The organism is Vibrio sp. CB1-14, assembly GCF_040412085.2.
GTDB classification, from domain to species: domain Bacteria; phylum Pseudomonadota; class Gammaproteobacteria; order Enterobacterales; family Vibrionaceae; genus Vibrio; species Vibrio chaetopteri.
On the sequence record NZ_CP115920.1, the window covers coordinates 999097 to 1022223 of the forward strand.

At 46.5% G+C, this 23127-nt stretch carries 24 protein-coding genes, 1 tRNA gene and 1 pseudogene; 15 read left to right on the forward strand and 11 right to left on the reverse strand.

Annotated features, from left to right (window positions below):
* Positions 1-63: 63 nt before the first annotated feature.
* Positions 64-492, reverse strand: a complete 429-nt coding sequence (locus PG915_RS04465) for an HIT domain-containing protein (protein WP_353498035.1) — start codon at positions 490-492, stop codon at positions 64-66.
* An 84-nt stretch (positions 493-576) separates the two neighbouring features.
* Positions 577-2310, reverse strand: a complete 1734-nt coding sequence (argS, locus tag PG915_RS04470) for an arginine--tRNA ligase (RefSeq protein WP_353498036.1) — start codon at positions 2308-2310, stop codon at positions 577-579.
* A 175-nt stretch (positions 2311-2485) separates the two neighbouring features.
* Between argS and PG915_RS04475 the strand changes: the two genes are divergently transcribed.
* Both PG915_RS04475 and PG915_RS04480 read left to right on the forward strand, forming a co-directional pair.
* Positions 2486-3082, forward strand: coding sequence for a VOC family protein (locus PG915_RS04475; RefSeq protein WP_353498037.1), 597 nt, complete (start codon positions 2486-2488; stop codon positions 3080-3082).
* A gap of 143 nt (positions 3083-3225) precedes the next feature.
* Positions 3226-4041 (forward strand): hypothetical protein, encoded by an 816-nt coding sequence (locus tag PG915_RS04480; RefSeq protein ID WP_353498038.1) that lies wholly within the window; start codon positions 3226-3228, stop codon positions 4039-4041.
* 69 nt (positions 4042-4110) lie between these two features.
* On the opposite strand, the gene purU is transcribed toward PG915_RS04480, so the two are convergent.
* The gene (gene purU / locus PG915_RS04485; protein WP_353498039.1) at positions 4111-4944 is read right to left on the reverse strand and encodes a formyltetrahydrofolate deformylase; all 834 of its coding nucleotides are present in this window, start codon (positions 4942-4944) and stop codon (positions 4111-4113) included.
* Positions 4945-5277: 333 nt separating this feature from the next.
* Between purU and PG915_RS04490 the strand changes: the two genes are divergently transcribed.
* From PG915_RS04490 to rnd, 7 genes and pseudogenes are all read left to right on the forward strand, one after another.
* On the forward strand, positions 5278-7236 hold the full coding sequence (locus PG915_RS04490; RefSeq protein WP_353498040.1) for an ATP-dependent DNA helicase: 1959 nt from the start codon (positions 5278-5280) through the stop codon (positions 7234-7236).
* On the forward strand, positions 7237-7938 hold the full coding sequence (tsaB, locus tag PG915_RS04495; protein WP_353498041.1) for a tRNA (adenosine(37)-N6)-threonylcarbamoyltransferase complex dimerization subunit type 1 TsaB: 702 nt from the start codon (positions 7237-7239) through the stop codon (positions 7936-7938). It abuts the gene before it with no gap.
* A 43-nt stretch (positions 7939-7981) separates the two neighbouring features.
* A complete protein-coding gene (locus PG915_RS04500) occupies positions 7982-8299 on the forward strand; it encodes a chromosome partitioning protein ParA (protein WP_353498042.1) in 318 nt (105 codons plus the stop codon).
* Positions 8300-8416: 117 nt separating this feature from the next.
* Positions 8417-8893, forward strand: a pseudogene (locus PG915_RS25085) (Slp family lipoprotein); the annotation flags it as partial.
* A 51-nt stretch (positions 8894-8944) separates the two neighbouring features.
* Complete coding sequence (locus PG915_RS25090) at positions 8945-9811, forward strand: alpha/beta fold hydrolase (RefSeq protein WP_418641685.1); 867 nt, start codon at positions 8945-8947, stop codon at positions 9809-9811.
* A gap of 160 nt (positions 9812-9971) precedes the next feature.
* Entirely contained in the window at positions 9972-11672 is a 1701-nt protein-coding gene (gene fadD / locus PG915_RS04510; protein WP_353498044.1) for a long-chain-fatty-acid--CoA ligase FadD, read from the forward strand.
* 72 nt (positions 11673-11744) lie between these two features.
* Positions 11745-12866, forward strand: coding sequence for a ribonuclease D (gene rnd / locus PG915_RS04515; RefSeq protein ID WP_353498045.1), 1122 nt, complete (start codon positions 11745-11747; stop codon positions 12864-12866).
* A gap of 68 nt (positions 12867-12934) precedes the next feature.
* Here rnd and minE read toward each other — a convergent pair whose 3' ends face one another.
* From minE to minC, 3 genes are read right to left on the reverse strand one after another with little or no spacing between them, the layout of a single operon-like run.
* Positions 12935-13198, reverse strand: a complete 264-nt coding sequence (gene minE, locus PG915_RS04520; protein WP_353498046.1) for a cell division topological specificity factor MinE — start codon at positions 13196-13198, stop codon at positions 12935-12937.
* Positions 13199-13201: 3 nt separating this feature from the next.
* Positions 13202-14014: a septum site-determining protein MinD gene (gene minD / locus PG915_RS04525; RefSeq protein ID WP_353498047.1), complete on the reverse strand. Its 813-nt coding sequence runs from the start codon at positions 14012-14014 to the stop codon at positions 13202-13204.
* 20 nt (positions 14015-14034) lie between these two features.
* Positions 14035-14697 carry a septum site-determining protein MinC gene (gene minC, locus PG915_RS04530; protein ID WP_353498048.1) on the reverse strand — a complete coding sequence of 221 codons (663 nt, stop codon included), beginning with the start codon at positions 14695-14697 and terminating at the stop codon, positions 14035-14037.
* Between the two features lie 215 nt (positions 14698-14912).
* Between minC and PG915_RS04535 the strand changes: the two genes are divergently transcribed.
* Together PG915_RS04535 and PG915_RS04540 are read left to right on the forward strand one after the other, a co-directional pair.
* The gene (locus PG915_RS04535) at positions 14913-15188 is read left to right on the forward strand and encodes a YcgL domain-containing protein (RefSeq protein ID WP_353498049.1); all 276 of its coding nucleotides are present in this window, start codon (positions 14913-14915) and stop codon (positions 15186-15188) included.
* Between the two features lie 24 nt (positions 15189-15212).
* Positions 15213-16190 carry a lytic murein transglycosylase gene (locus tag PG915_RS04540; protein ID WP_353498050.1) on the forward strand — a complete coding sequence of 326 codons (978 nt, stop codon included), beginning with the start codon at positions 15213-15215 and terminating at the stop codon, positions 16188-16190.
* Between the two features lie 100 nt (positions 16191-16290).
* Here the strand turns inward: PG915_RS04540 and PG915_RS04545 are convergent, their stop codons facing one another.
* Positions 16291-16542, reverse strand: coding sequence for an HPr family phosphocarrier protein (locus PG915_RS04545; protein WP_112461249.1), 252 nt, complete (start codon positions 16540-16542; stop codon positions 16291-16293).
* Positions 16543-16758: 216 nt separating this feature from the next.
* Positions 16759-17622 (reverse strand): bifunctional methylenetetrahydrofolate dehydrogenase/methenyltetrahydrofolate cyclohydrolase FolD, encoded by an 864-nt coding sequence (gene folD / locus PG915_RS04550; RefSeq protein WP_042501001.1) that lies wholly within the window; start codon positions 17620-17622, stop codon positions 16759-16761.
* A 205-nt stretch (positions 17623-17827) separates the two neighbouring features.
* On the opposite strand from folD, the gene PG915_RS04555 reads away from it, so the two are divergent.
* A tRNA-Arg gene (locus PG915_RS04555) sits at positions 17828-17904 on the forward strand.
* A gap of 176 nt (positions 17905-18080) precedes the next feature.
* Here the strand turns inward: PG915_RS04555 and PG915_RS04560 are convergent.
* From PG915_RS04560 to PG915_RS04570, 3 genes are all read right to left on the reverse strand, one after another.
* Positions 18081-19127: a hypothetical protein gene (locus tag PG915_RS04560; RefSeq protein ID WP_353498051.1), complete on the reverse strand. Its 1047-nt coding sequence runs from the start codon at positions 19125-19127 to the stop codon at positions 18081-18083.
* 95 nt (positions 19128-19222) lie between these two features.
* On the reverse strand, positions 19223-19828 hold the full coding sequence (locus tag PG915_RS04565; protein ID WP_353498052.1) for a helix-turn-helix transcriptional regulator: 606 nt from the start codon (positions 19826-19828) through the stop codon (positions 19223-19225).
* Positions 19782-20402 (reverse strand): hypothetical protein, encoded by a 621-nt coding sequence (locus PG915_RS04570; protein ID WP_353498053.1) that lies wholly within the window; start codon positions 20400-20402, stop codon positions 19782-19784. The genes PG915_RS04565 and PG915_RS04570 overlap by 47 nt, the downstream gene beginning before the upstream one ends.
* Positions 20403-20764: 362 nt before the next feature.
* On the opposite strand from PG915_RS04570, the gene PG915_RS04575 reads away from it, so the two are divergent.
* The 3 genes from PG915_RS04575 (at position 20765) to PG915_RS04585 (ending at position 23097) form a co-directional block, all read left to right on the forward strand.
* Entirely contained in the window at positions 20765-21391 is a 627-nt protein-coding gene (locus PG915_RS04575) for a DUF1007 family protein (protein WP_353498055.1), read from the forward strand.
* Complete coding sequence (locus PG915_RS04580) at positions 21381-22310, forward strand: hypothetical protein (protein ID WP_353498056.1); 930 nt, start codon at positions 21381-21383, stop codon at positions 22308-22310. Before PG915_RS04575 ends, PG915_RS04580 begins: the two co-directional genes overlap by 11 nt.
* Before the next feature lie 298 nt (positions 22311-22608).
* The gene (locus PG915_RS04585; RefSeq protein WP_353498057.1) at positions 22609-23097 is read left to right on the forward strand and encodes a gluconokinase; all 489 of its coding nucleotides are present in this window, start codon (positions 22609-22611) and stop codon (positions 23095-23097) included.
* The last annotated feature ends 30 nt before the right edge of the window (positions 23098-23127 follow it).

Here is a 23127-nt window from a genome sequence, read left to right on the forward strand (position 1 = left end):
TAGCAAAAAGCTCCGACACTGTCGGAGCTTTTTATTGGGCGAGACTTACGTACACCTGAACGGTTATGCTTTTTTGAATAGTTCACTATTCAAAAGTTGTGCTTGGATGCGTTCAGCCAAACTTAGCTGTTCGTCATCGCTGCGATACTCACCTTTTGCATTCCCCCAAAGCGGCCCTGGCCACGCCAAGTCATTTTTGTATCTTACAATATGGTGAACATGCAGTTGCGGCACCATATTTCCCAGTGCGCCGAAATTGAGCTTGTCTGGAGTAAACAGTGTCTCCAATGCTAGGTTTACCACTTCCGACTCAATTAAGAATTGTTGCTGCTCTTGCATTGGTAGGTGGTGCAGTTCGGTTAGATCGGCTTTTTTCGGGACAAGGATAACCCAAGGCACGGAGTCGTCGCGGTGCAGTAGTGCCAAACTCAATGGAAACTCACCAAGTAGGGTAGTGTCTTTTTTTAGTTGTGGGTGCAGTTCAAAGCTCATTGCGGTTGCTCACATCAAAAGGGATACAAAAAAGGCGAGTTGCTTACGCATCTCGCCTTCTATTATGAACTGTAATTCAACAAATTACATTCTTTCTAGTGTCTCGATACCCAGTAGATCAAGACCTTGTTTGATAGTCTTAGCAGTCAGTGCAGCAAGACGTAGACGGCTTTGCTTCACAGCTTCGTCTTCTGCAACTAGGATTGGGCACGCTTCGTAGAAGCTAGAGAATTGCCCTGCTAGTTCGAACAGGTAGCTACACATGATGTGAGGCTGACCTTCACGAGCCACTGACTCAACCGCTTCTTCAAATTGTAGAAGCTTAGCTACCAGTGCTTTCTCTTTTTCTTCAGTGATCTTGATGTCGCCAGTAAGCGCATCCATAGAGACACCAGCTTTAGCAAATACAGACGCAACACGCGTGTAAGCGTACTGCATGTATGGTGCGGTGTTACCTTCGAACGCAAGCATGTTGTCCCAGTCGAACACGTAGTCTGTGGTACGGTGCTTAGAAAGGTCTGCGTATTTAACCGCTGCCATTGCAACCGTGTTCGCAATGTTTGCTTTCTCTTCGCTAGCAAGTTCAGGGTTCTTCGATTCGATAAGCGCGTTTGCACGCTCGATAGCTTCATCTAGAAGATCCGCAAGACGAACAGTGCCGCCAGCACGTGTCTTGAATGGACGACCATCTTTACCCAGCATCATGCCAAATGCATGGTGCTCAAGTGTCGTTGATTCTGGCACATAGCCTGCTTTGCGAACGATAGTCCACGCTTGCTGTAAGTGCTGGTGCTGACGTGAATCGATGAAGTAAAGTACGCGATCCGCGCCTAGTTGCTCGTAACGGTACTTAGCACATGCGATATCAGTAGTGGTGTATAGGAAGCCGCCATCGCGTTTTTGGATGATAACGCCCATTGGCTCACCATCTTTGTTTTTGTATTCATCAAGGAATACTACTTGTGCGCCGTCATCTTCAACCGCTAGGCCTTTTTCTTGAAGATCTTTTACGATAGCTGGAAGCATGTCGTTGTACATACTCTCGCCCATAACGTCTTCGCGAGTCAGAGAAACGTTTAGACGGTCGTAGTTGCGCTGGTTTTGAATCATAGTGATATCAACCAGTTTCTTCCACATCTCTGCGCAGAACTCATCACCGCTTTGCAGCTTAACTACGTAGTTACGAGCGCGTACTGCGAATTCTTCGTCTTCATCGTAAAGCTTTTTCGATTCACGGTAGAAGGCTTCTAGGTCAGAAAGCTCCATTGAAACTTCACCAGACTCTTTTTGAACGCGCTCTAGGTTTGCGATAAGCATACCGAACTGAGTACCCCAGTCACCGATGTGGTTAGCACGAACAACCTTGTGGCCAAGGAACTCTAGAGTGCGAACAACTGCATCACCGATGATGGTTGAACGAAGGTGACCAACGTGCATTTCTTTAGCAACGTTTGGAGCCGAGTAGTCAGCAACGATAGTTTGTTGCTCTTGTGTCGCAACACCTAGACGAGCATCTGCAAGCGCTTCGTCAGCTTGCTTAGCTAGAAACTCTTCGCTTAGAAAGATGTTGATAAAACCAGGACCTGCAATTTCAGTTTTGCTAGCAATTCCATCTAGGTCCAAAACGTCCAGAACTTTTTGCGCGAATTCTCGTGGATTAGTGCCCAACTTCTTAGCAACGCCCATTACACCGTTTGCTTGGTAGTCACCAAACTGTGGTTTTGCAGATTGGCGAACAGCCGCAGGACTGCCTGCAGGTGCGCCAGCGGCTTCGAGAGCCTGAGATACTTTGTCGTTGATCAGTGCTTGGATATTCACACGCATTTCCTTCAAAACTTGGCTTCAATTCTTGGAATTGGATTTAATCTAGTAAATTGGCGCACATAATAGCAACTTTAGCGCCGCTCACCTAGGGGGAAAGTTTGTATTTTTTCTGATTCTAGCTCAATCCTGCTACTATTTAGCGTTTGATGACCAAAGTGAGCACAAAAAAATGCAACAAACCCTGATAGAAAAAGGTCTAGTGCCTTCTGTGATGTTGAATAAAATCGATGATTTTCTAGATAATATTCAGGCTTTATGCAGCCTATTAGCTATCGATTTATCTGCTTATCAAGCCGATCACATTGCGCTACGTATCAACGATGGTGAGTTGGCAAAAGCTGCGCATCACGCATGGCTCGACTACGGCAAAGTGATCTCTGAGGCGCAAATTAATGGCCGCCCGATTATTGTATTGGAATTCGACAACCCTATTACAAGTCATGGCTGGTCGATCGAGTGTTTGGAGTTGCCGTACCCTGCCATTGGCAAAACACATCCAGTTGAAGATTGGGAGCATGTTGAGTTTGTGGTGCCATCTGAGGCGCAGACAGCAGACGCATTTTTGCAAGACTTGTATGCGAAGTTTCCTGAATTTGGAAGCCAGCTAGAGAAGGCAAAAGCGCAAGGTGTGAAAGTGAAATTATCGAGCCCGAAAGGCGAAGGGGAGCGATTGGCTAACCCAACAGTTGCACTTAAATTCAATGGTATATGTATCAAGCTACATCCACACAGCTTGAAAAACATCGTGGCTTCTGAGCAAGAGTAATGACTTTTCTGAGCCTTACACTACGCTGATAAATCATGACATGATTGGTTGAAGTTTAAACACATCTGTGACGGCCTGATACCGATGAGCACGCATTAGCAAGCTACACTGAATAGAGTATTCAGTGGTGAAGGAAGCGACGCGTGCTGCAAAGGAAACTTATTCGTTCATTTTTATTAGGTTCAGCATGGCTATTGCTACTTAGCTTAACTAGCAATAGCCATGCTGAGGCGTTTGATTTTGATAATGCCCCCTGTGAGCGCAGCGCCGCTCGAACGGTTTCCAATGATCATCTAGAACTCAATCTTAATTTCTGTAATCAGCTAATACGCCATAATGGCAAAAAGAGTAAGTGGACGGATGAACGCATTGCCCCTTACCTGTCTGCAGCGAATCGCTGGCTAGAGGTGATCGTTGCTGTGGATGATCTCGAGCAGCACACTCTAGACATTAATTTTCATGTAGTCCCAATGGATAACGCCAATGGGATGGCCGGGCCCGAGGCGGAGATTGACGTCAATTGGCGGTTAATTCCCACCGAAGGTTCGGTGTTTATTGGTAGCCATACGTATCAGCCGGGGTTTGATCCTGTTGAGTTCAACGCCAATATTCTGCACGAAATGGGACATGTATTTGGCATTGGTGCCTATTCCATGGACTACACGCGCCGAGACAGCCAGCTTGGAAACCTGTTTATGGTGCGTGATAGTCAAGCCGTCAAACGTTTCAATGAGCAGTATAAAGCCAGTTTCCGTGAACTTCCTATCAGCGATGATGGAGGACATCTCTATGATTCTAAAGGCAGTGAGGACGAAAAACGTTACGATAAGAATGGGCAGCCTGTGCCGAACATGAGTCAAGAACTCATGGCCAACGGCACCCTAATTGGGCCTGTGACTTTGGGGATGCTGGACGACTTAGGCTATCAGGTGGACTATTCCAAAGGCGACTCTTACTAGCAGTAGACAAAAAAAAGCCGCTCTCATTTTATTGAGGGCGGCTTTTTTGAATCATGACAAGGTAACTCGTTATAAGATAACCGTCTTGTTGCCGTAGACGAACACGTGATCGTTAATCGCTTTGTTTAGCGCTTTCGACAATACGTTTTTCTCAACGTCACGACCTGCTTGCGCCATATCGGCTGCACTAAAGTTGTGATCTACTGGGATCACGTCCTGCTTGATGATTGGTCCTTCGTCTAGATCGTTTGTCACAAAGTGTGCCGTTGCACCAATGATTTTAACGCCGCGGTCATAGGCTTGCTGATAAGGTTTCGCGCCGATAAAGGCTGGCAAGAAACTGTGGTGAATATTGATGATCTTATGGTGATACTTTTCAACAAAGGTCGGAGTAAGTACACGCATGTATTTGGCAAGCACTAGATAGTCAGCATCGTATTGATCGATGGCTTCGAGCATTTTCGCTTCATGCTCTTCGCGGCTAAGACCTTCGTGAGAGACGCAGTGGTATGGGATATCAAACTTCTCTGTTAAGCCTTGAAGAATGTCATAGTTACCAATGACAGCGGCAATGTCGACATCTAAGCTGCCATCAAAGTTCTTCATTAAGATATCACCAAGGCAATGTGCTTCTTTGGTGACGAGAATAACGACGCGTTTACGAGATGAATCAACAAGCTTGCGCTTGGTGCCTTCTGGAAGCGCGTGGTCTAGGTCAGCAAGGAAGGTCTCATCGTTGAAGTAGCCCTCAAGCTCAGTGCGCATAAAGAAATGGCCACTGGTATTATCCACAAACTCATTGTTGTGAATAATATTGAGCTGGTGCTTGTAACAGATGTTGGTGATCTTTGAGATCAGGCCAGGTGCATCACTGCAATGCGTGAGAAGGGTTTTCTTTTCCATGATTTACTGCTTCCGTGAAAATATTGTTGTTACCTCGATACGAGCGACTCATTAGCGATTCAAACGCTTGTTGCGGACACAAACATTGAGTTGTGTAGGGCTCATATAAGGATTTAATTTGGGTGCGATCTATGAAGGTTGTACGCAATCTAACCGACATTATTAATCTATTCTGAGTAAGGTTTCAACAAAAGAAGTGACCTAAACAGGATTGTTATCGGGTGCAAGAAGACATTTTGCTTTTCAGAACCAGTTTGAGCGGGCTGATTTCAGTTTTTGAACTGCAGAGGGTTTGGGTATACTAGGCCAATTGTTTGCAATCAGCGGTGCCAAATGGGTTCACGTACAATCAACAAAGCTTTCGCCTCCGATGGCGCGCTTGGCTCGGTTATTCCGGGTTTTCAGCCTCGTCAACCTCAGCTCGATATGGCGAACGCCGTCGAACAGGCGATTGAACATCAAACCCAGTTGGTGGTTGAAGCAGGAACGGGGACGGGTAAGACATTTGCCTATTTGGTTCCAGCGCTGCTCAGTGGCAAGAAAACCATCATTAGTACTGGCTCGAAGAACCTTCAAGAGCAGTTGTTTCACCGTGATTTACCCTTGATGGTCGAAGCGCTGGGTTTTCATGGACAAGTATCACTGCTGAAAGGTCGCTCTAACTATTTGTGCCTTGATAGACTGAGCCGCCAAATGGTGGAGAGTCATACCACTGAAACTCAGACCGATTTGCTATCACAACTGGTGAAAGTGCGTTCCTGGTCATCGGAAACCAAGTCTGGAGACCTGGGTGAGTGTGACGCTATCGCTGAAGACAGCCCGATTATTCCAACGATCACATCAACCAATGACAATTGCCTAGGTAAAGAGTGTCCAAGCTATGAAGATTGCTTTGTGCTCAAAGCAAGGCGGCGCGCGCTTGATTCTGATGTTGTGGTGGTGAACCACCATCTTTTTATGGCAGATTTAGCCATCAAAGAGACCGGATTTGGCGAGCTTATCCCTGAAGCCGACGTATTTATCTTTGACGAAGCACATCAGATCCCAGACATCGCCAGCCAATATTTCGGTCAGTCCATATCGAGTCGCCAAATTCAGGATTTGTGCAAAGACATCGAGATAGGTTATCGCACCGAAGCGCGTGACATGCGTCAGCTACAAAAAGCGGGAGAACGCCTATCGCAAGCGGCGATGGAGATGCGAATCATCCTAGGTGACACTGGATTTCGAGGCAACTGGCGTGACGCCATTGCATCGCCGAACATCAAGCGAGAAATGGAACGCTTGATGGACGCACTGGAATTTGTCATTGAGGTGCTAAAGCTGGCCTTAGGCCGCAGTCAGCTCCTGGATACCGCGTTCGAACGTGCCAACTTAATCAAAGGGCGCTTAGAGCGTGTTTGTGATGTGACGATTACCGGTTATTCCTATTGGTATGACACCTCTCCGCGACATTTCAGCCTACATATCACGCCGCTGACCGTCGCGGATAAGTTCCATGAGCAGGTCGAAATGAAAGGTGGCGCGTGGATATTCACCTCGGCAACCCTCGCAGTTTCTGATGATTTTGGGCATTTCACGTCGCGTCTCGGCTTAGTACCTAAGCAGCAGTTTTCTCTGCCGAGTCCGTTTGATTATCCAGAGCAAGCAAGGCTCTGTGTGCCGCGTTATTTACCGGAGCCAAACAGTCCGGGACTCGCTAATAAGTTGGTGAGTATGTTGGCGCCCGTGATTGAGCAAAACCAAGGACGATGCTTCTTTTTGTGTACCTCACACAGCATGATGCGTGAGCTGGGGGAGAAGTTTCGTGAAACCTTGTCACTGCCTGTCTTGCTTCAGGGTGAAACCAGCAAGCAAAAAACGCTGGCAGAGTTTATGGAGCTTGGTAACGCACTGCTGGTAGCGACAGGGGCTTTTTGGGAAGGAATAGATGTTAGAGGTGACACCTTGAGCTGTGTTATCATCGACAAATTACCGTTTACCGCACCCGATGATCCCTTGCTTAAAGCTCGGATCGAAGATTGTAAACTGCAAGGTGGCGACCCGTTCCAGCAGGTACAAATACCCGATGCGGTGATTACCCTGAAACAGGGCGTGGGGCGCTTGATTCGCGACCAGAAAGACCGAGGGGCACTCATTATCTGCGATAACCGATTGGTGACGCGCGAGTATGGTGCGACCTTTTTATCCAGTTTGCCGCCGATCCCACGCACTCGTGATCTTGGTGTAATAAAACAGTTTTTAGCTCAGGATATGGCGCCTGAAGCGACAGAAGAACAAATTGAGAAATAAATGACTTACAAAATACTCGCGATCGATACCGCAACCGAAAATTGCTCAGTGGCTTTACTTGTGGGTGACACCACTTACGCACGCAGTGAACTTGCTCCACGTGACCACACTAAAAAAGTACTGCCAATGGTGGATGAGCTGTTGAAAGAAGCCGGTCTGACACTGGCTGAACTGGATGCGTTGGCCTTTGCTCGCGGCCCAGGTAGTTTCACTGGTGTGCGTATCTGTATTGGCATCGCGCAAGGTTTAGGCTTTGGTGCTGATTTGCCAATGATTGGCATTTCGACGCTAAAAGCGATGGCGCAAGGCGCTTATCGTGTTGGCGGCGCAACAACGGTCGCAAGTGCGATTGATGCTCGCATGAACGAGGTGTATTGGGGACGCTTTGAGCGTCTTGAGTCTGGTGATTGGCAGGACGTGGATCAAGAGCAAGTCGTTCCGCCGAGCGTGCTAGCTGAGAACCTAGAGAAAGATGAGCACACTTGGCTAACTGCAGGCACGGGTTGGGAAGCATACGCAGAAACGCTATCAACCTTAGCTATCGACACTGAAGCATCACAGGTTCAGTTCCCAGAAGCGCAAGATATTGCTTATCTTGCTCAGTTTGAACTGGCAAAGGGCAATACTGTTCCAGCAGAAGAAGCCAGCCCAGTGTATCTGCGCGATACCGTAGCTTGGAAAAAGCTGCCGGGCAGAGAGTAATCAAGGAGAGGGCTAGCTAGTAGATCGCTAGCCCGACTAGACTATGGTTTCGATAAATGGCTTACCTTCCATACCCAACTCGCGTAAGACACAAAAAGCCAATGCAAAAAAGGCAGTGTCGAAAGCCTCCACGTCTCAATCTTCGCAATCAACAAACCAATCTACCCAGGTCACCAAAGTCGCTCAAGCGGTGGCGCACTCGGTCAAACACTTATCCGACGCTGACATGGACAAGGCTCAGGTTCAGTATGATCTTCCGGAAGGCCGATCGAAGAAGGCACTGGAAGAGTATATGAATGTCATGAATCGAGCCAAGCGCGAGGAACTCCAACAGTTGCTTGGTGTCGATATCTATATATGATAATAAGAGTTATTTGCTTTAAGGCGAAATTGCTTTAAGACGAAATTGCCTTAGAGCCAACTTGCTTCAATTAGGGTACACCCAGTTATGAAAACACTTCTGAAACTCAGCAGTATTATGGCACTAAGTGCCGTTTTGAGTGCGTGTGGCAGTCTTCCTGACACGTTAGCGACCAACAATGAGAGCGTCGTCGCGACTTATCAAGGTGTCATGGATACCAAAGACAACACCGAAGTCCGCTTAGGCGGTGTTATTGATACGGTAAAAAACCTCGCTGATAGAACGCGCATCGAGGTGGTCAACCTTCCAATCGATAAGTACGGAAAACCTGACATCAGTGAAGAGCCTAATGGCCGCTTTATTGCCTATGTCGACGGCTTCGTCGATCCGATTACTTATGCTCAAGGACGTCTAATCACAGTCGGTGGTCATAAAGAGGGGCTTGAGCGCGGTAAAATTGGCGAGTACGAAGGTGATTTCCCTGTTATCAAAGCGTATGGTAATTACTTGTGGCGTGTTGAAGAGCGCCTAATCATCAACCGAGATTTTGGCGGCTATAACTCTTGTTGGGGCTACTATTGTGACGGCTTCTATTATCATGGCGGACCAAGTACCGGCAGAGTCATCAAAGAGGTTGAAGTAGGATTGGACTCTAGTTTCAAAGAACAGTCGCTCAAGATAGATGACAGAACGGTTGCCTACCTTGAACGCTCAACAATAAAAACGGCCGCCAAGACGGTCGTTTTTATTCATGGTTGGATGGATAATGCCGCTAGTTTTCACGCACTCTTTCCGCTTATTGAGCAGTATGCCCCTGATTGGCGAGTCATCGCGATTGATTTACCCGGTCATGGTCACTCGAGCCATAAAAGCGCGCATCACTTTTACAACTTTCACGATTACATTGACGATCTTCACCGCATTTTGGTTAAACTTCACGCGGTTGATGTCTGCCTAGTTGGTCATTCACTTGGTGCATTGATTGCGAGTTGCTATAGTGCAGCCTTTCCAGAAAAAGTGTCCTGTTTAGTTCAAATCGAAGCGCATATCCCACTTTCGGAATCGCCGCAGCTGAGTCCTGAGCGTTTGAGAAAAGGCATAGAAAGCCGAGAGCGCTGGCGAAATAAAACAGCCAAATCCATCCCTTCAAAACAAGATGCGATTGCGATGCGTAAACGCGCGACCAAACTCCCAACCGAAGCGGTACTGCCGATTGTCGAACGAGATCTTCGTCAGTCGGGAGATAAGTGGGTCTGGCGACATGATAGTAAGCTCAAATGCGAGTCAGTCTATCGGATGAGCGAGCCGCAAGCCATGGCGATTATGGAAGCAGTCACCGTGCCGCACCTGATAATACTTGGCCAGCGAGGTTACGCTTATTTGCAGCGCCCTGAGTGTTTGCAGCCGCTTCGTAACGCGCAGATTGAGATGGTAGAGGGTGATCACCATTGCCATTTGGAATCACCTGAGCAGGTATTTGAACTAATACTTGGACGAGTTAACAAAAATTAAACAAGTGTTTGAGTCTTTCGTGCGCTAACTGGTCTGCTGTGTTGTAATAGCAGGAATAATAAAACATTCATAGTCCCATAAAGTGTTAACAATATTTTAAAACAACACTAAGTTCTGCCTATGAAACGAAAGAGTGACCTTACACGCAAGGAGTAGAATTGTGGATAAACCTTGGCTTTCTCGATACCCAAGCGATGTGCCTGAGCAAATCAATCCTGATCAGTACCTCTCTCTAGTCGAAATGTTCGAACAATCGATTCACAAATATGCAGACCAACCTGCGTTCGTGAATATGGGTTCGGTAATGACATTCCGCAAACTGGAAGAGCGTAGCCGAGCGTTTGCAGCGTATCTGCAAAATGAGCTAAAACTGCAAAAAGGCGATCGCGTTGCGATCATGATGCCAAACCTGCTGCAATACCCAATCGCGCTATTTGGTGTGTTACGTGCTGGCCTTATCGCCGTGAATGTGAACCCTCTTTACACGCCGCGTGAGCTTGAGCACCAATTGAATGATGCCGATGCGAAAGCCATCGTTATTGTTTCAAACTTTGCCAATACGCTTGAGCAAGTCGTTGATAAAACGCCGATCAAGCACGTAGTACTGACAAGCCTTGGTCAGATGCTGCCGACCGCGAAGGGTACGATTGTTGATTTCGTGGTTAAGTACGTAAAAGGCATGGTACCTAAGTATGATTTGCCAGGAGCGATTTCATTTAAGAAAGCGCTTAGTAAAGGTCGTCGTTTGCAATACGTGAAGCCGTTTATGACGGGTGACGATATTGCCTTCTTGCAATACACAGGTGGTACCACAGGTGTTGCAAAAGGGGCGATTCTGACACACCGAAACATGATTGCTAACGTGATGCAGGCGAAAGGCATGTACGCGCCAGTGTTGAATGAGGGGCGTGAGCTAGTAGTCACAGCACTGCCGCTATACCACGTGTTCGCACTGACGGTGAACTGCTTACTGTTTGTCGAGATGGGCGGACAAAACCTGCTTATCACCAACCCGCGTGATATTCCAGGCTTCATCAAGGAGCTGCAAAAATACCCATTTACTGCGATTACGGGTGTAAACACCCTGTTTAATGCGTTGATTAATAATGAAGATTTCCATGAGCTGGATTTCCGTGGTCTTCGTTTATCAGTGGGTGGTGGTATGGCAGTCCAGCGAGCGGTTGCAGAGCAGTGGAAAAAGACCACAGGCTGCTTCCTACTGGAAGGTTATGGTCTCACCGAGTGTTCACCATTGGTTGCAGCATACCCGCACGATTTAACGGAATACAATGGCTCTATTGGCCTACCGGTACCATCAACAGAAGTGCGCATTGTCGATGAAGACGGCAACCCAGTGGAGGGTGACGGTAAAGGTGAGCTGCAAGTTCGTGGCCCGCAAGTCATGCAAGGCTACTGGCAGCGTGCTGAAGCGACAAAAGAAGTGATCAATCAAGAGGGTTGGTTGTCGACAGGCGATATCGTTGAGTTTGATAACGATGGCTTCTTGCACATTGTTGACCGTAAGAAAGACATGATTTTGGTTTCAGGCTTTAACGTCTATCCAAATGAAATCGAAGATGTCGTGGCGCTTAACGACAAGGTACTTGAAGTGGCGGCTATCGGTGAAGCTAACGAGGCCTCTGGAGAGCTCGTTAAGATCTTCGTGGTCAAGAAGGATAACTCTTTAACCAAAGAAGAGATCATCGAACACTGTCGTCAGCATCTAACGGGTTATAAGATCCCGAAACGTGTTGAATTTAGAGAGGATCTACCCAAGACTAATGTCGGTAAGATTCTACGCCGCGTATTACGCGAAGAAAACGACGCAAAACTGCTCAAGACCTCAGAGAAGACAGTTTAAGTTAACGTTTGATTACAATCAGTGCTAAAATGCCAGCCCGCAAAGCTGGCATTTTTTATGAAGAGAGATTGAGTGGAATACCAAATAGTAACAGAGTTTGCCGAGCTAGAGTCGGTATGCAGCAAGGCTCGTGAATCCGATGTCGTGATGTTGGACACCGAGTTCGTGCGCATTCGTACTTATTACCCAAAGCTGGGTTTGATTCAGCTTTATGATGGTGACCAGCTGTCTCTTATCGACCCACTCACAATCAGTGACTTCACTCCGTTCATTGAGCTTCTTAAAGACACTTCAGTATTGAAGGTGCTGCACGCGTGTGGTGAAGACCTTGAAGTGTTTGCTAACAGTTTCAACTGCATGCCTTACCCTATGGTGGATACGCAGATCATGGCCGCATTCTTGGGGTATGGTCTGTCGACAGGCTTCGCTGCCTTAGTACAAGAGTACCTTGATGTAGAGCTTGATAAGAGTGAGTCTCGTGCTGACTGGGTTGCGCGTCCACTCACCGATAAGCAGCTCGACTATGCGGCGGCCGATGTTTACTATCTATGGCCACTCTACTTTAAGTTGTTTGCAAAAGTGGAAGCTAAGCAATGGTGGGAAGCGGCGCAGCAAGAATCTGAACTGTTGATGCAAAAGCGCGGCAGAACGCCTAACCCTGAGAATGCCTACCTAGATATTAAAGGGGCATGGCAGCTTAAGCGTAAGCAGCTTGCTGTACTAAAGCCGCTGGCGACTTGGCGCTTGAATGAAGCGATAAAGCGTGACTTGGCCTTGAACTTTATCATCAAAGAGCAAGAGCTGTGGACGGTTGCCCGTCATGGCTTAAAAAAGCCAAAGCAGATGGAACAAGAGGGTATCGACCCAAGAGCGATCCGCCGTCACGGTGAGCGTATCGCAGCCATCGTTAAACATGCACAGCAAACACCTGAAGAAGATTTCCCAGAGAAAATCGAACGTCTCATGGACTTCCCTGGCTACAAACAAGTCTTTAAAACACTGAAAGATGAAGTGAAAAAGGCCGCCCAGCACAGCGGTTTAGCGACTGAGTTTTTAGCGTCTAAAAAGCAGCTAAATCAGTATTTATCTTGGGTGTGGAAGCATCAGCGCGATCCTGCCAAGCTGCCGGATGTGATGCAAGGTTGGCGATTGGAGTTGTTTGGTCGTCAGCTTGACCAGGTGATGGACGTTTAATCACCACGGACACAAGTTTAAAGCGCTAGTGATAACAAAAGGCTCGCAACTGCGAGCCTTTTTAATGTTTATTTGTCGTCTTCTGGAAGCTGCACGTTGAGCTCTAGAACCGAAATGTCATCGTCTTTGTGTTCGAACGACAGATCCACCATAGACGGATCAACGTCGACGTACTTAGCGATCACTTTAAGGATGTCTTCTTTTAGTTGTGGCAAGTAAGACGGAGAAGGTGAGCCTTCACTGCGTCTCTCTGCAACAATGATTTGCAAACGTTCTTTCGCTAGGTTTGCTGAGGTCTTCTTCTGTGGGCGGAAAAACTCAAGTAAAGACATAGCTTACCCCCCGAATAGACGTTTGAAGATACCTTTCTTCTGCTCTGTTAAGAAGCGGAAGTCGACTTGCTCACCTAGTAGACGGTCAACGGTGTCTGAGTACGCCATACCGGCATCAGACTCATCATCAAATATGACTGGCACGCCTTTGTTTGAGGCATTCAGTACTGCTTGGCTCTCTGGAATCACGCCAAGCAGTGAAATATGAAGGATCTCTTCCACATCTTCAACCGACAGCATTTCGCCTTGTGTTACCCGAGCAGGGTTGTAGCGAGTCAGTAGCAGATGTTGCTTAACCGGCTCTTTGCCTTTTTCTGCGCGGCGCGACTTAGAATCAAGAATACCAAGAATGCGGTCTGAATCGCGAACCGAAGATACTTCTGGGTTAGTAGTTACAATCGCTTCATCAGCGAAGTACAGCGCCATTAGAGCGCCTTGTTCAATACCCGCAGGTGAATCACAAATCACGAAGTCGAAACCCATTTCATCTAGGTCGTCTAGCACGCGGCGCACGCCTTCTTTGGTCAGAGCGTCTTTGTCACGAGTTTGTGAGGCAGGCAGAATGAAGAGGTTGTCAGTGCGCTTATCTTTAATCAGTGCTTGGTTTAGCGTTGCTTCGCCATTGATGACGTTAACAAAGTCATACACCACACGACGCTCACAACCCATGATTAGGTCGAGGTTACGTAAACCGATGTCGAAGTCGATCACAGCGGTTTTTTTACCTTTGAGCGCAAGACCCGATGCGATAGCCGCGCTCGAAGTTGTCTTACCTACGCCGCCTTTACCCGACGTTACCACAATAATGCGTGCCATTTATTGTTTTCCTTAAAATTCTAAATCGTTAGGATCTCGAAATCGAGTTGGTCGTCGGTCATACCGAACAGCACCTTTTTACCCCAATATTCACGTTCAATCTGATCGCTGAGCCAGTAGTTCCCTGCTATGGAGACGAGCTCAGCTTGTAGGTCGTTGCAGAGAATTTTTGCATCGCGTGAGCCACTCGCCCCGGCGATTGCTCTGCCTCTAAGTGTGCCATGGATGTGAATGGTGCCGTCAGCAATGACTTCGGCGCCCGCACTCACATGGCTTAATATGACAAGGTCACTGTTTTTGGCATAGATCTGTTGACCGGAGCGCACTGGGGTACGAACGATTTTGGTCGGTTCCATTTTAGCAGGCGCTTGAGAGGGCGCTTTACTCGCTGTCATCACTGCAAAACCTGCCTCTGAAGCAAGGTTTTGAATGCGTTTGTCCTGACAGCCTGTGATGCCCACAGCAATCATACCTATCTCTTCGATACCCAGTTTGAGGTCGATGAAACTAAGGTCACCCTCGACTTTGCTCACATTGATCACCACAGGTGCTGAGGCGAAAAAGGTGGGGGCTTGAGAGACTTTTTGTTGTAAAAATTGAACTGCGTTGGAAACATCGTTGTCAGAAAGATGCAACACCGATAAGGTGAAACTACTGCCTTTCAGATCTGGGGATTGAGACATTGATGATCAAATCCTTGTGCCATTGACATTGCTTTTGATTAGGTTTGCCAATGTAACCGTATCTAGAGGTCACTTGGGAATATTCATGTTATATTTCAACACTAGATACAGCAAGCTATCTTGCTCCTAAATGGATAATTAACTCTCAATTTTCCATAAACTAACTCAATTATTTCTTCGACTTGAGAAGATAGGCAACCACAAGAGATACAACCATGCTTTGTTCAATCTATAAAAGCACTAAAAAAGACGGGGCATACCTGTACATTGCTAAGAAAGACGACTTTACTCCAGTACCAGATGCGCTCATGGAGATGTTTGGTCGACCACAGTTTGTGATGGTCGTGAACCTAGCGGGTCGCACGTTGGCCGTGGTGGACGTGGAGAAAGTGAAAGCCTCAATTAACGAGGAGGGCTTTTTCTTACAATTGCCACCACCGCCAGAAAACTTGCTAGATAAATATAAAGAGCAGAAAGCTCAGCAAAAATAATCCGAATGCTCAGGGGAGGGCACGGTGAAAACGATATTGTCAGTGATACTAGGAGCAAGCCTAGCCACAAGCGCAGCCGCGCAACAAAAGGAATCCTTCGAGGAGTATGTCGCAGGCCTCAAGCAAGAAGCACGTGCCAAAGGGATTTCCGAGCAAATTTTAACAGAAGCCTTTGCTGGGGTTGAATACAAACCCAGAGCGGTAAAAGCCGACCGCAACCAGCCCGAAAAAAAGCTCACCTTGGATGAATACATTCCAAGAGCGGTGCCAGACTGGAAAGTCAAACAAGCGAAAGAGCTGCATGATAAGCACTACGCTGAGCTAAAACGTATTGGCGATGAGTATGGTGTCCAGCCGCGCTTTATTGTGGCGCTTTGGGGTGTGGAAAGTAACTTTGGCCGCTTCACGGGGAATTATCGCGTCATCGATGCACTGTCTACCATGGCTTACGAGGGACGGCGCGAAGCGTTCTTTCGCAGTGAAGCTCTTGCCGCTTTGACTATTCTAGAGCAAGGCCATATTGCACCAGAGGACATGAAAGGGTCTTGGGCTGGGGCGATGGGTCAAAGTCAGTTTATGCCAAGTTCTTTCTTGAACTTTGCTGCCGATGGCAACGGCGATGGTAAGAAGGACATTTGGGACTCGGAAGCAGACGTATTTGCTTCGACTGCGAACTATCTTGCGCAATCTGGCTGGGATGATAAATACACTTGGGGTCGTCAAGTCAAAGTGCCAAAAGGTTTTTCTCCAGAGCTGCAAGGTCGTGAGTCTGAAAAAGGCAAGCTATTGCAAGAGTGGAGCAAGTTAGGTGTTACCAAATACGATGGTCGTCCGTTGCCACAATTGGATGAAGACATCAAAGCGTGGCTCATTATGCCCGATGATGAAAATGGTCGTGTTTACTTGGTATACAACAACTACAACGTACTAATGAAGTGGAATCGTTCGTATTATTTTGCTTTAGCGGTGAGTCACTTGGCTGATCGTATTGCGATGAAGTAGTTGTGGTTGAAGGCGTTCTTTAAGTGTTAGCGCCGACACCATAATCAACAGAAAAGGGCTCAACGTACTCAGGCCGCGTACGTTGAGCCCTTTAATTATCTTAGCCAGTCACTTTTTCCAAGAAACTCGCCAACTCATCCACTGCCTGCTTATTGGCAGATTGAACCGTGACTTCAGTGCCTTTAACTAACTGCAGTGTTTGCAGTTTAAATAAGTTTTTGGCAGTGGCGGTTTTCCCTTTTGATACTATTTCGACATCTTCAGCGTACTGCTTCGCTTGTTTAACAAACTGTGCTGCAGGTCTGGTGTGTAGGCCACTTTCCGCTGTAATTACGGCATTTTTCTTATACATAGCGTTGTCCCCTCGTTAGTCGACGAATATCTCTGACTCTGTTTGTACCTAACGTGAGGTACGAATACTGTGACAAAGAGGCAAAGTTACTAATACAAGAGCAAAGTGTAGGGAAAAATGAGAGGGAGTTAACGTTATATGATTGATTTTTAGAGGGAAATGTCGTGCAACAAGCTGGTGGTAATAGTAAGGGAGCAAGCTCCCTTACTTGATGGATTACTTTTTAGCCGTGTGGAACTGCTCACAGGCAATCATGGTGTTCTCAATCAGGCTTGCTACTGTCATAGGGCCAACACCACCAGGAACCGGAGTGATGAAACTGGCGTTGTCTTTAGCTACGTCGTATTCGACATCACCAACCAAGGTGCCATTTTCTAGACGGTTGATACCCACATCGACCACCACAGCGCCTTTTTTGATCCAGTGGCCAGGAACAAAATTTGGTTTACCAACCGCGACTACCACCACGTCCGCTTGACGCACATGACTCTCTAAGTCTTTAGTGAATCGGTGACAGGTTGTTGTTGTACAACCAGCTAGCAGCAGTTCTAGCGTCATTGGACGACCAACAATATTAGATGCACCCACAATCACCGCGTGCTTACCACGAAGTTGAATGTTGTATCGGTCAAGGAGAGTGATAATACCTTTTGGCGTGCACGAGCGTAGCTTAGGAATGCGCTGTGCTAGACGGCCTACGTTGTACGGGTGGAAGCCATCGACATCTTTTTCTGGGATGATGCGCTCAAGAACGTGAGTCGTATCGATACCCGCAGGAAGCGGCAGTTGTACCAAGATACCATCAACTTCTGGGTCATTGTTTAGCTCGTCAACTAGGCTCAATAGCTCTTCTTCGGTTGCGCTAGCTGGTAAGTCGTAAGACTTAGAAACAAAGCCTACTTCTTCACACGCGCGGCGTTTGCTACCCACATAAACCTGCGAGGCTGGGTCTTCACCCACTAAAACAACTGCTAACCCCGGCGCTCGAAGTCCTGCGTCCGTTCTCGCTTTAACACGAGCGGCCACTTCTGAGCGTACAGTTTGAGAAATGAGTTTCCCATCAATGTTTTGAGCAGACATAATTTTCCTTGAGAAAGTTAATTGACTGTTATTTTTGTGTGCATTGTCCCAGAAAACTATTTCAAAAGCTACAACGCAAACGTTTGCATCGGTGTGTTTTTCGTCTTTTGCTGATATGTTGACTTTTTTTTGGGCGTTTAAACCGCTCAAAGTAATAAAGCCATTGATTTACCTCTCCTAACTCGTATAATCCTTTCCCTATAGCGCGCCCTTAGCTCAGCTGGATAGAGCACGTCCCTTCTAAGGATGTGGTCGTAGGTTCGAATCCTACAGGGCGTGCCATTCTTTCCCTTCTCTTATACTTTCCGTATATTTATTCTTAGGCTTTAAATTAACATAGTGCTTGCTGCTGTGGATTTCGTGTATCTGTCGGTTTTTCCTAGATGTTACTTTACGCTCAAACAAAAAAAAGAGCGGCAAGCTGTAAGCTCACCACTCTTATTCAATACCGTTTAAGTCTAAAAGTCTGGCTCTTGTGAGTAGAAGACTAATGAACTAAATGAGCCTACGTCTGCTGCAAAGCCTTGGTTAATATAGGCGTCTGATTGAGAAAATACTTTAACCATCGTTGTAAAGCCATCGGTTGCTGTGATGTGGAGTTGGTGGATGTATTCTGTCCCTTCTTCCTCAAGAGCAAGCAATAACACACCTTCATCATCGACCATCCACTCACCAGCAATATCTACAACGTCGTCTTTATCGCGAATTTCAAAATCGAACCAACCCAGTCTGCTGGCGCTATCCGTGTCTGTGAATACAAAGCGCTCGTAGTCGCCATCGCCGTCACCGCTGTATACATCATTTGCTTTGATGAGACGAGCTTCATCGAATTTCGCGTATCGTCCGCCTAGCGTCACACGGCACTCAGTGTCTAACAGCGTTTCTAGTTCCGTTTTGGTGACGGCATACTCTTGCGTTAGATTAGTTTCAAACTCAGGGTTATCTCGTTGCGTGCATTGCGTAGGTGTAAAGTCCTTGCCAAACAAAGAGCTGTAATACTCGGTTTCGTATTGTCCAGTATCGTCGTTGTAGTAGTAATCGTAAATGAGCGCTGATACGGTTTTTGCATCTTCTTCGAGTACTGTAATTAGGAAGTAATCATCACTATCACCCCAGTCAAAACGCGTTGCTCCGTCGACAGTAGTGGCCGTGCCTGAGTCACCACCCGCGCCAATATAATGGTACACAAATGTCCCATCACTTTGAGCTTCAAAAGAGCGAACTTGCGATTTGCTATTAACTCGGAAGTAGGTGCTGTCGTCGCTAAATGTGCTTTGGGTTGCACTCGGTGAACATGCAGCGACGGCTGCTCTGTAGTCGGCCTCAGTTGGAGCGACTGCTTCATCCACTGAGCAACTGGTGAGTGTGGTGAGTTCGAGTTGTACGCTATTACCAGAGCCAAGTGGGTCGCCACCTGATGTGTCGTCAGAGCTAGAGTTACAGCCAACCAGAAATAAAGTCATTAACGACGAAGCCAAAAGGCTTTTTTTCGAACGAATAGACATGACAAATTCCTTTGTAAATGTTGTTAGTGTGATGTTTATTTGTAACCAGAAGGTTGTCAGCTAAGTTATAAAACTCTCGATAAAATACCCATCCCCTACACGGGGGGGTAGACGGGACTGGTCAAGAGTGTTGCTATTAAATCTGATTGTGTGTGGCTGCCCGTTTTCACAAAGATCGACTTAATGTGGTCTTTAATTGTGTGTGCAGATCGCTCCAAGATAGTGGCGATTTCGTTTCGATTATAGCCCTTAGCGATAAGCTCGCACACGGCAGTCTCGGTCTCGGTCAGGCCGAATATGGCTTGTAGAAAGTTGGAATTTACGTGTATTGGGTGTTGTCGGTCGTACAGATACACCATGGCGCCTACTTCAAACTCATTGAATAGCGGCTGCTCTTGGTAGGGGGGAGTGTGCTCGATGCCAAATGGCACTAGCAATAGGGTTATGGGTGACTGTTTGTTGGTGAGGTGAGTCACGCGGCAGGCTTGTTTTGAGTCATCGCCGCGCTTTAGTACTTGAAAGAGGTTGGCGATATAATCTCGTTTTACCGAGATGTCTTTAATGGAAAAGCGTGCCTCAGATACGTCTAAATCACTATGTAGCTCACCAAGCTCAATGGCTTTTTGATTGACACAGATTAGCTCGCCTTTACTGTCATAAAGCAGTGCACCATGTGGGAGGTGCGCGACCAATTGCTGCAAATTTGGCTGAGTCTTTTCGAATGCCAGCAAACTGCTGATAGAGGACGAACGCTCTTTGAATATGCGGAATCAACTCGTTGAGAATCAACACATCATCGGTTGAAAAGGCCGTTACGCTCTTATCTCTATGAATACTGAGCATCGCAATCTGGTTTTGGATGCGACCAATGACAGCCGATGACACATCCAGTAGTTGATTGCCATCAAACCATTGTTCCACCAGTTTTTGGCTAGGCGTCAGGCTTTCAGTTGCCGGGCGGCCAATATCGCCGAGTAAAGTATAAAAACGACTGGGAGGCGCGGCATCAATATAGTCGTGAATATAGTTTCCTTGTTCCAAGTTCTTCTCAATGTACTCAATGATGACATCGGTTTTTGGTCCAGCAATCCAGGCACTTTCTACTGCTAGGTTATTGGTATTCTGAATGTGCAGCACGGCATCGGCTAGATTGAACTCGGTCACGAGTAACTCTAAGAAAGGTTGGAACCCCTGTTGGTGGGTGGGTGCTTGATAGAGTAGGTCAATCAAATCACTAAAACGAAACAGTGATTTCGTTTCAATGGTTTCGGTCATCGCTATTGGTCTTTGTTTATTAGGGTTCACCCGAAAAAATAGGCGTCTTATTACAACGTCCCAACCACGAATCTTGCAGGTAACCATCTCAATTAATGGGGTGTTTACGTTCTACTATATTAAGTATGCAGTTCGGTATCGTGCTAGTTTACTGACTGGTTTCACAGTTATAGTTGTGATGATGGTTTCATAATTAGAAAAAATGTGATCTTATGCACCCTTTCTTTGGGCGAGCGATTCGCATTTTTTGACAAAATCTCTGTTTTTTCCTTGGTGACAAAATGTTATAAAGTAACACTTAATTCCCTCTAGTGACTTGCGCCAAAGTTGATGTTGTAAGTCATATCGATAGAGAAATTTGTATGCCTCACCGTCTCTTGTTGTTTCTGATCGTGCTTGTCTATCCCGTGCATTCTTATGCCCATCCGCATTCATGGATAGGTAACGAATTGAAAGTGAATGGGGAGGGGAGTCAGGTAGACAGCATTACCATGACTTGGACGTTCGATCCATTTTCAAGTGCCTACGCCTTAGATGGCGATTTTTCGGTGTTTGACTATCAGAAAAGCGCGCAACAGGAAGCGCTAAGGCTGATGAGAAATCTATTGAATACTCATTACTTTACGTATTTGTATGCAGGTGGGACACCGCTCAAATTTCGCCTACCTGAAGTCTATTCGCTCAGCCGAAAAGGAAGACGAATGGTGCTCAACTTTACTTTGCCTCTATCACGGCTTGTGGATCTGAATAAAGAAGGCTTGGATATCCAAGTTTTTGATAATACTTACTATATTGACATTTCCTGGAAAAATCACTCAACCATTACTCTAGACGCGGCGTTGAGTTCGGAATGTCGCTTTGACCTAATAACCCCAACACCGTCACAAGATATTGTGGATTATGCGATGTCATTGGGTGTGGGCGATGTAGGTGATGATGATCTCGGTAGTCACTTTAGCCAAAAAGTGAGTCTCTCCTGTGGCAGCTAGTAAAGCGTTTCGCTGGGTAACTATGCGCTGGGTAACTATGCGGGGCGCAATTAAACGTTGGGCAGCTCTAGCGTTGTTTGCTCTGACGGCATTAGCAATAGTCAGCGTTATCAAAGACATCAATGTTATCCGTCATTATTTAGTGACAGTACAAAGAAGCTTGCTTGCCGGTTTATCTGACTATTTTGATCTTATTGATACCGGTGATAAACAGGCTGTAGCACTCACTTGCTTGTTTACTCTAGTTTATGGGTTTGTGCATTCTTTAGGGCCAGGACATGGCAAAAGTGCCGTGGTTTTTCTGGTATCGGCAAAGTCATACCCTAAGTTGAAAATCGTCGGTATTTGTTTGCTGTTAAATGTCATGCAAGGTGTGATGACAGTGGGTGTCGTTATGGTTGCGAACCAGATCTTCTCACTGGGTTATCGTCAGTCGCTAGGCTACGTGTCATCAATTAACCAATTGGTTGGCTTATTGATGATGCTGTTTGGGGGGTATTTACTGCTGAAACTAATAGTGACTTCAATGAGGCGAAAGCTAACAGTTAGCACCGATTTGTCTCCCCCAGAAAATAGGCATACGTCATCTCGAATTGGGCTATTTATGTATGGTCTTAGACCTTGCACAAGTACGTCATTGATCGCACTGTTCACTTTACTATGGTTTGATTGGAGTTTGGCAGCCGCGCTAGTGGTATGCAGTTTCGTTGGAAGCTTTCTAGCATTAACAGGCGTAGTCTTTATCAGTCGACGAATGTTGGACTATTCCTATCAGCGTATGAAGGTGGCAGAGTCAAGTGCTACGGATTATCGGTTTTGGGTCAAGTCAAGTCAGCAAGTCGCGTTGGCTGCATTTTATACTCTGGTGGGTTGGTTGCTTTGGACGACAGGACATCTGCAGGTCTCTCCGATCCTTTAATAATCGAGTAATAAGGGTTAGCAGGCAATACTCTATTGTCTTGCATAATTAGCGGGTTTTGTTCTATTGATAGTCTTAAGCTCTAAAGTAAGTAAAGGTACTTGTTACAAAAATCAAAGTGCGCTCGATTGCGGAAATAGAGCCTTGCAAACGACAAAGTGTGATGCAGACTACAAAAACATCCAGCTTAATATCATTGGTGATCTATCTCTCAGAATTTTCGTGAAGTTACCGGTAACATTTATTGTATTCCCAGAGCTTGCTCTGTGGTGGAAATAAGTCGTTGGGAGTGATTGATATGCATAAGAAAATAATCGTAATGGGTGTCTCTGGTTGTGGTAAGTCCACAATCGGAGAGCTACTGGCTCAAAGTTTAGATATTGAGTTTTTCGATGGTGATGATTTTCACCCTAAGGCGAACGTCGATAAGATGGCTCAAGGTATACCTTTAACCGACGATGATCGTCAGTCTTGGTTGCTAACTTTAAATGAGCTTATCCAGCAGAAAGATAGCTTGGTCATCGCTTGCTCGGCGTTAAAGCCAACATACCGAGAGATGCTCAGGCACAATGCGCCTGACTTAAAGTTTGTCTATCTGCATGCTGACTTTAAGACCATTTGGGATCGAATGTCCAGGCGAGAAGGGCACTACTTTAAAGGGCCAGAAATGTTGCAAAGTCAATTTGATGCTCTTGTCGAACCTTCTCGCAACGAAGCCATCTACATGGACATAGCTAACTCACCAACACAAATCGTGCGAGATGTCTGCACTCAACTTGGCGCGTAATGCGCCAAGTGACCCTAGATTGACCAATCA

Coding starts and splice junctions, on each gene's coding strand:
- tsaB (WP_353498041.1), top strand. CDS start 7,237: ATGACTTACAAAATACTCGCGATCGATACCGCAACCGAAAATTGCTCA.
- PG915_RS04585 (WP_353498057.1), top strand. CDS start 22,609: ATGCATAAGAAAATAATCGTAATGGGTGTCTCTGGTTGTGGTAAGTCC.
- PG915_RS04475 (WP_353498037.1), top strand. CDS start 2,486: ATGCAACAAACCCTGATAGAAAAAGGTCTAGTGCCTTCTGTGATGTTG.
- minD (WP_353498047.1), bottom strand. CDS start 14,014: ATGGCACGCATTATTGTGGTAACGTCGGGTAAAGGCGGCGTAGGTAAG.
- PG915_RS04465 (WP_353498035.1), bottom strand. CDS start 492: ATGAGCTTTGAACTGCACCCACAACTAAAAAAAGACACTACCCTACTT.
- PG915_RS04560 (WP_353498051.1), bottom strand. CDS start 19,127: ATGTCTATTCGTTCGAAAAAAAGCCTTTTGGCTTCGTCGTTAATGACT.
- PG915_RS04570 (WP_353498053.1), bottom strand. CDS start 20,402: ATGACCGAAACCATTGAAACGAAATCACTGTTTCGTTTTAGTGATTTG.
- folD (WP_042501001.1), bottom strand. CDS start 17,622: ATGTCTGCTCAAAACATTGATGGGAAACTCATTTCTCAAACTGTACGC.
- purU (WP_353498039.1), bottom strand. CDS start 4,944: ATGGAAAAGAAAACCCTTCTCACGCATTGCAGTGATGCACCTGGCCTG.
- PG915_RS04545 (WP_112461249.1), bottom strand. CDS start 16,542: ATGTATAAGAAAAATGCCGTAATTACAGCGGAAAGTGGCCTACACACC.
- PG915_RS04500 (WP_353498042.1), top strand. CDS start 7,982: ATGGTTTCGATAAATGGCTTACCTTCCATACCCAACTCGCGTAAGACA.
- minC (WP_353498048.1), bottom strand. CDS start 14,697: ATGTCTCAATCCCCAGATCTGAAAGGCAGTAGTTTCACCTTATCGGTG.
- PG915_RS04490 (WP_353498040.1), top strand. CDS start 5,278: ATGGGTTCACGTACAATCAACAAAGCTTTCGCCTCCGATGGCGCGCTT.
- minE (WP_353498046.1), bottom strand. CDS start 13,198: ATGTCTTTACTTGAGTTTTTCCGCCCACAGAAGAAGACCTCAGCAAAC.
- PG915_RS04575 (WP_353498055.1), top strand. CDS start 20,765: ATGCCTCACCGTCTCTTGTTGTTTCTGATCGTGCTTGTCTATCCCGTG.
- PG915_RS04535 (WP_353498049.1), top strand. CDS start 14,913: ATGCTTTGTTCAATCTATAAAAGCACTAAAAAAGACGGGGCATACCTG.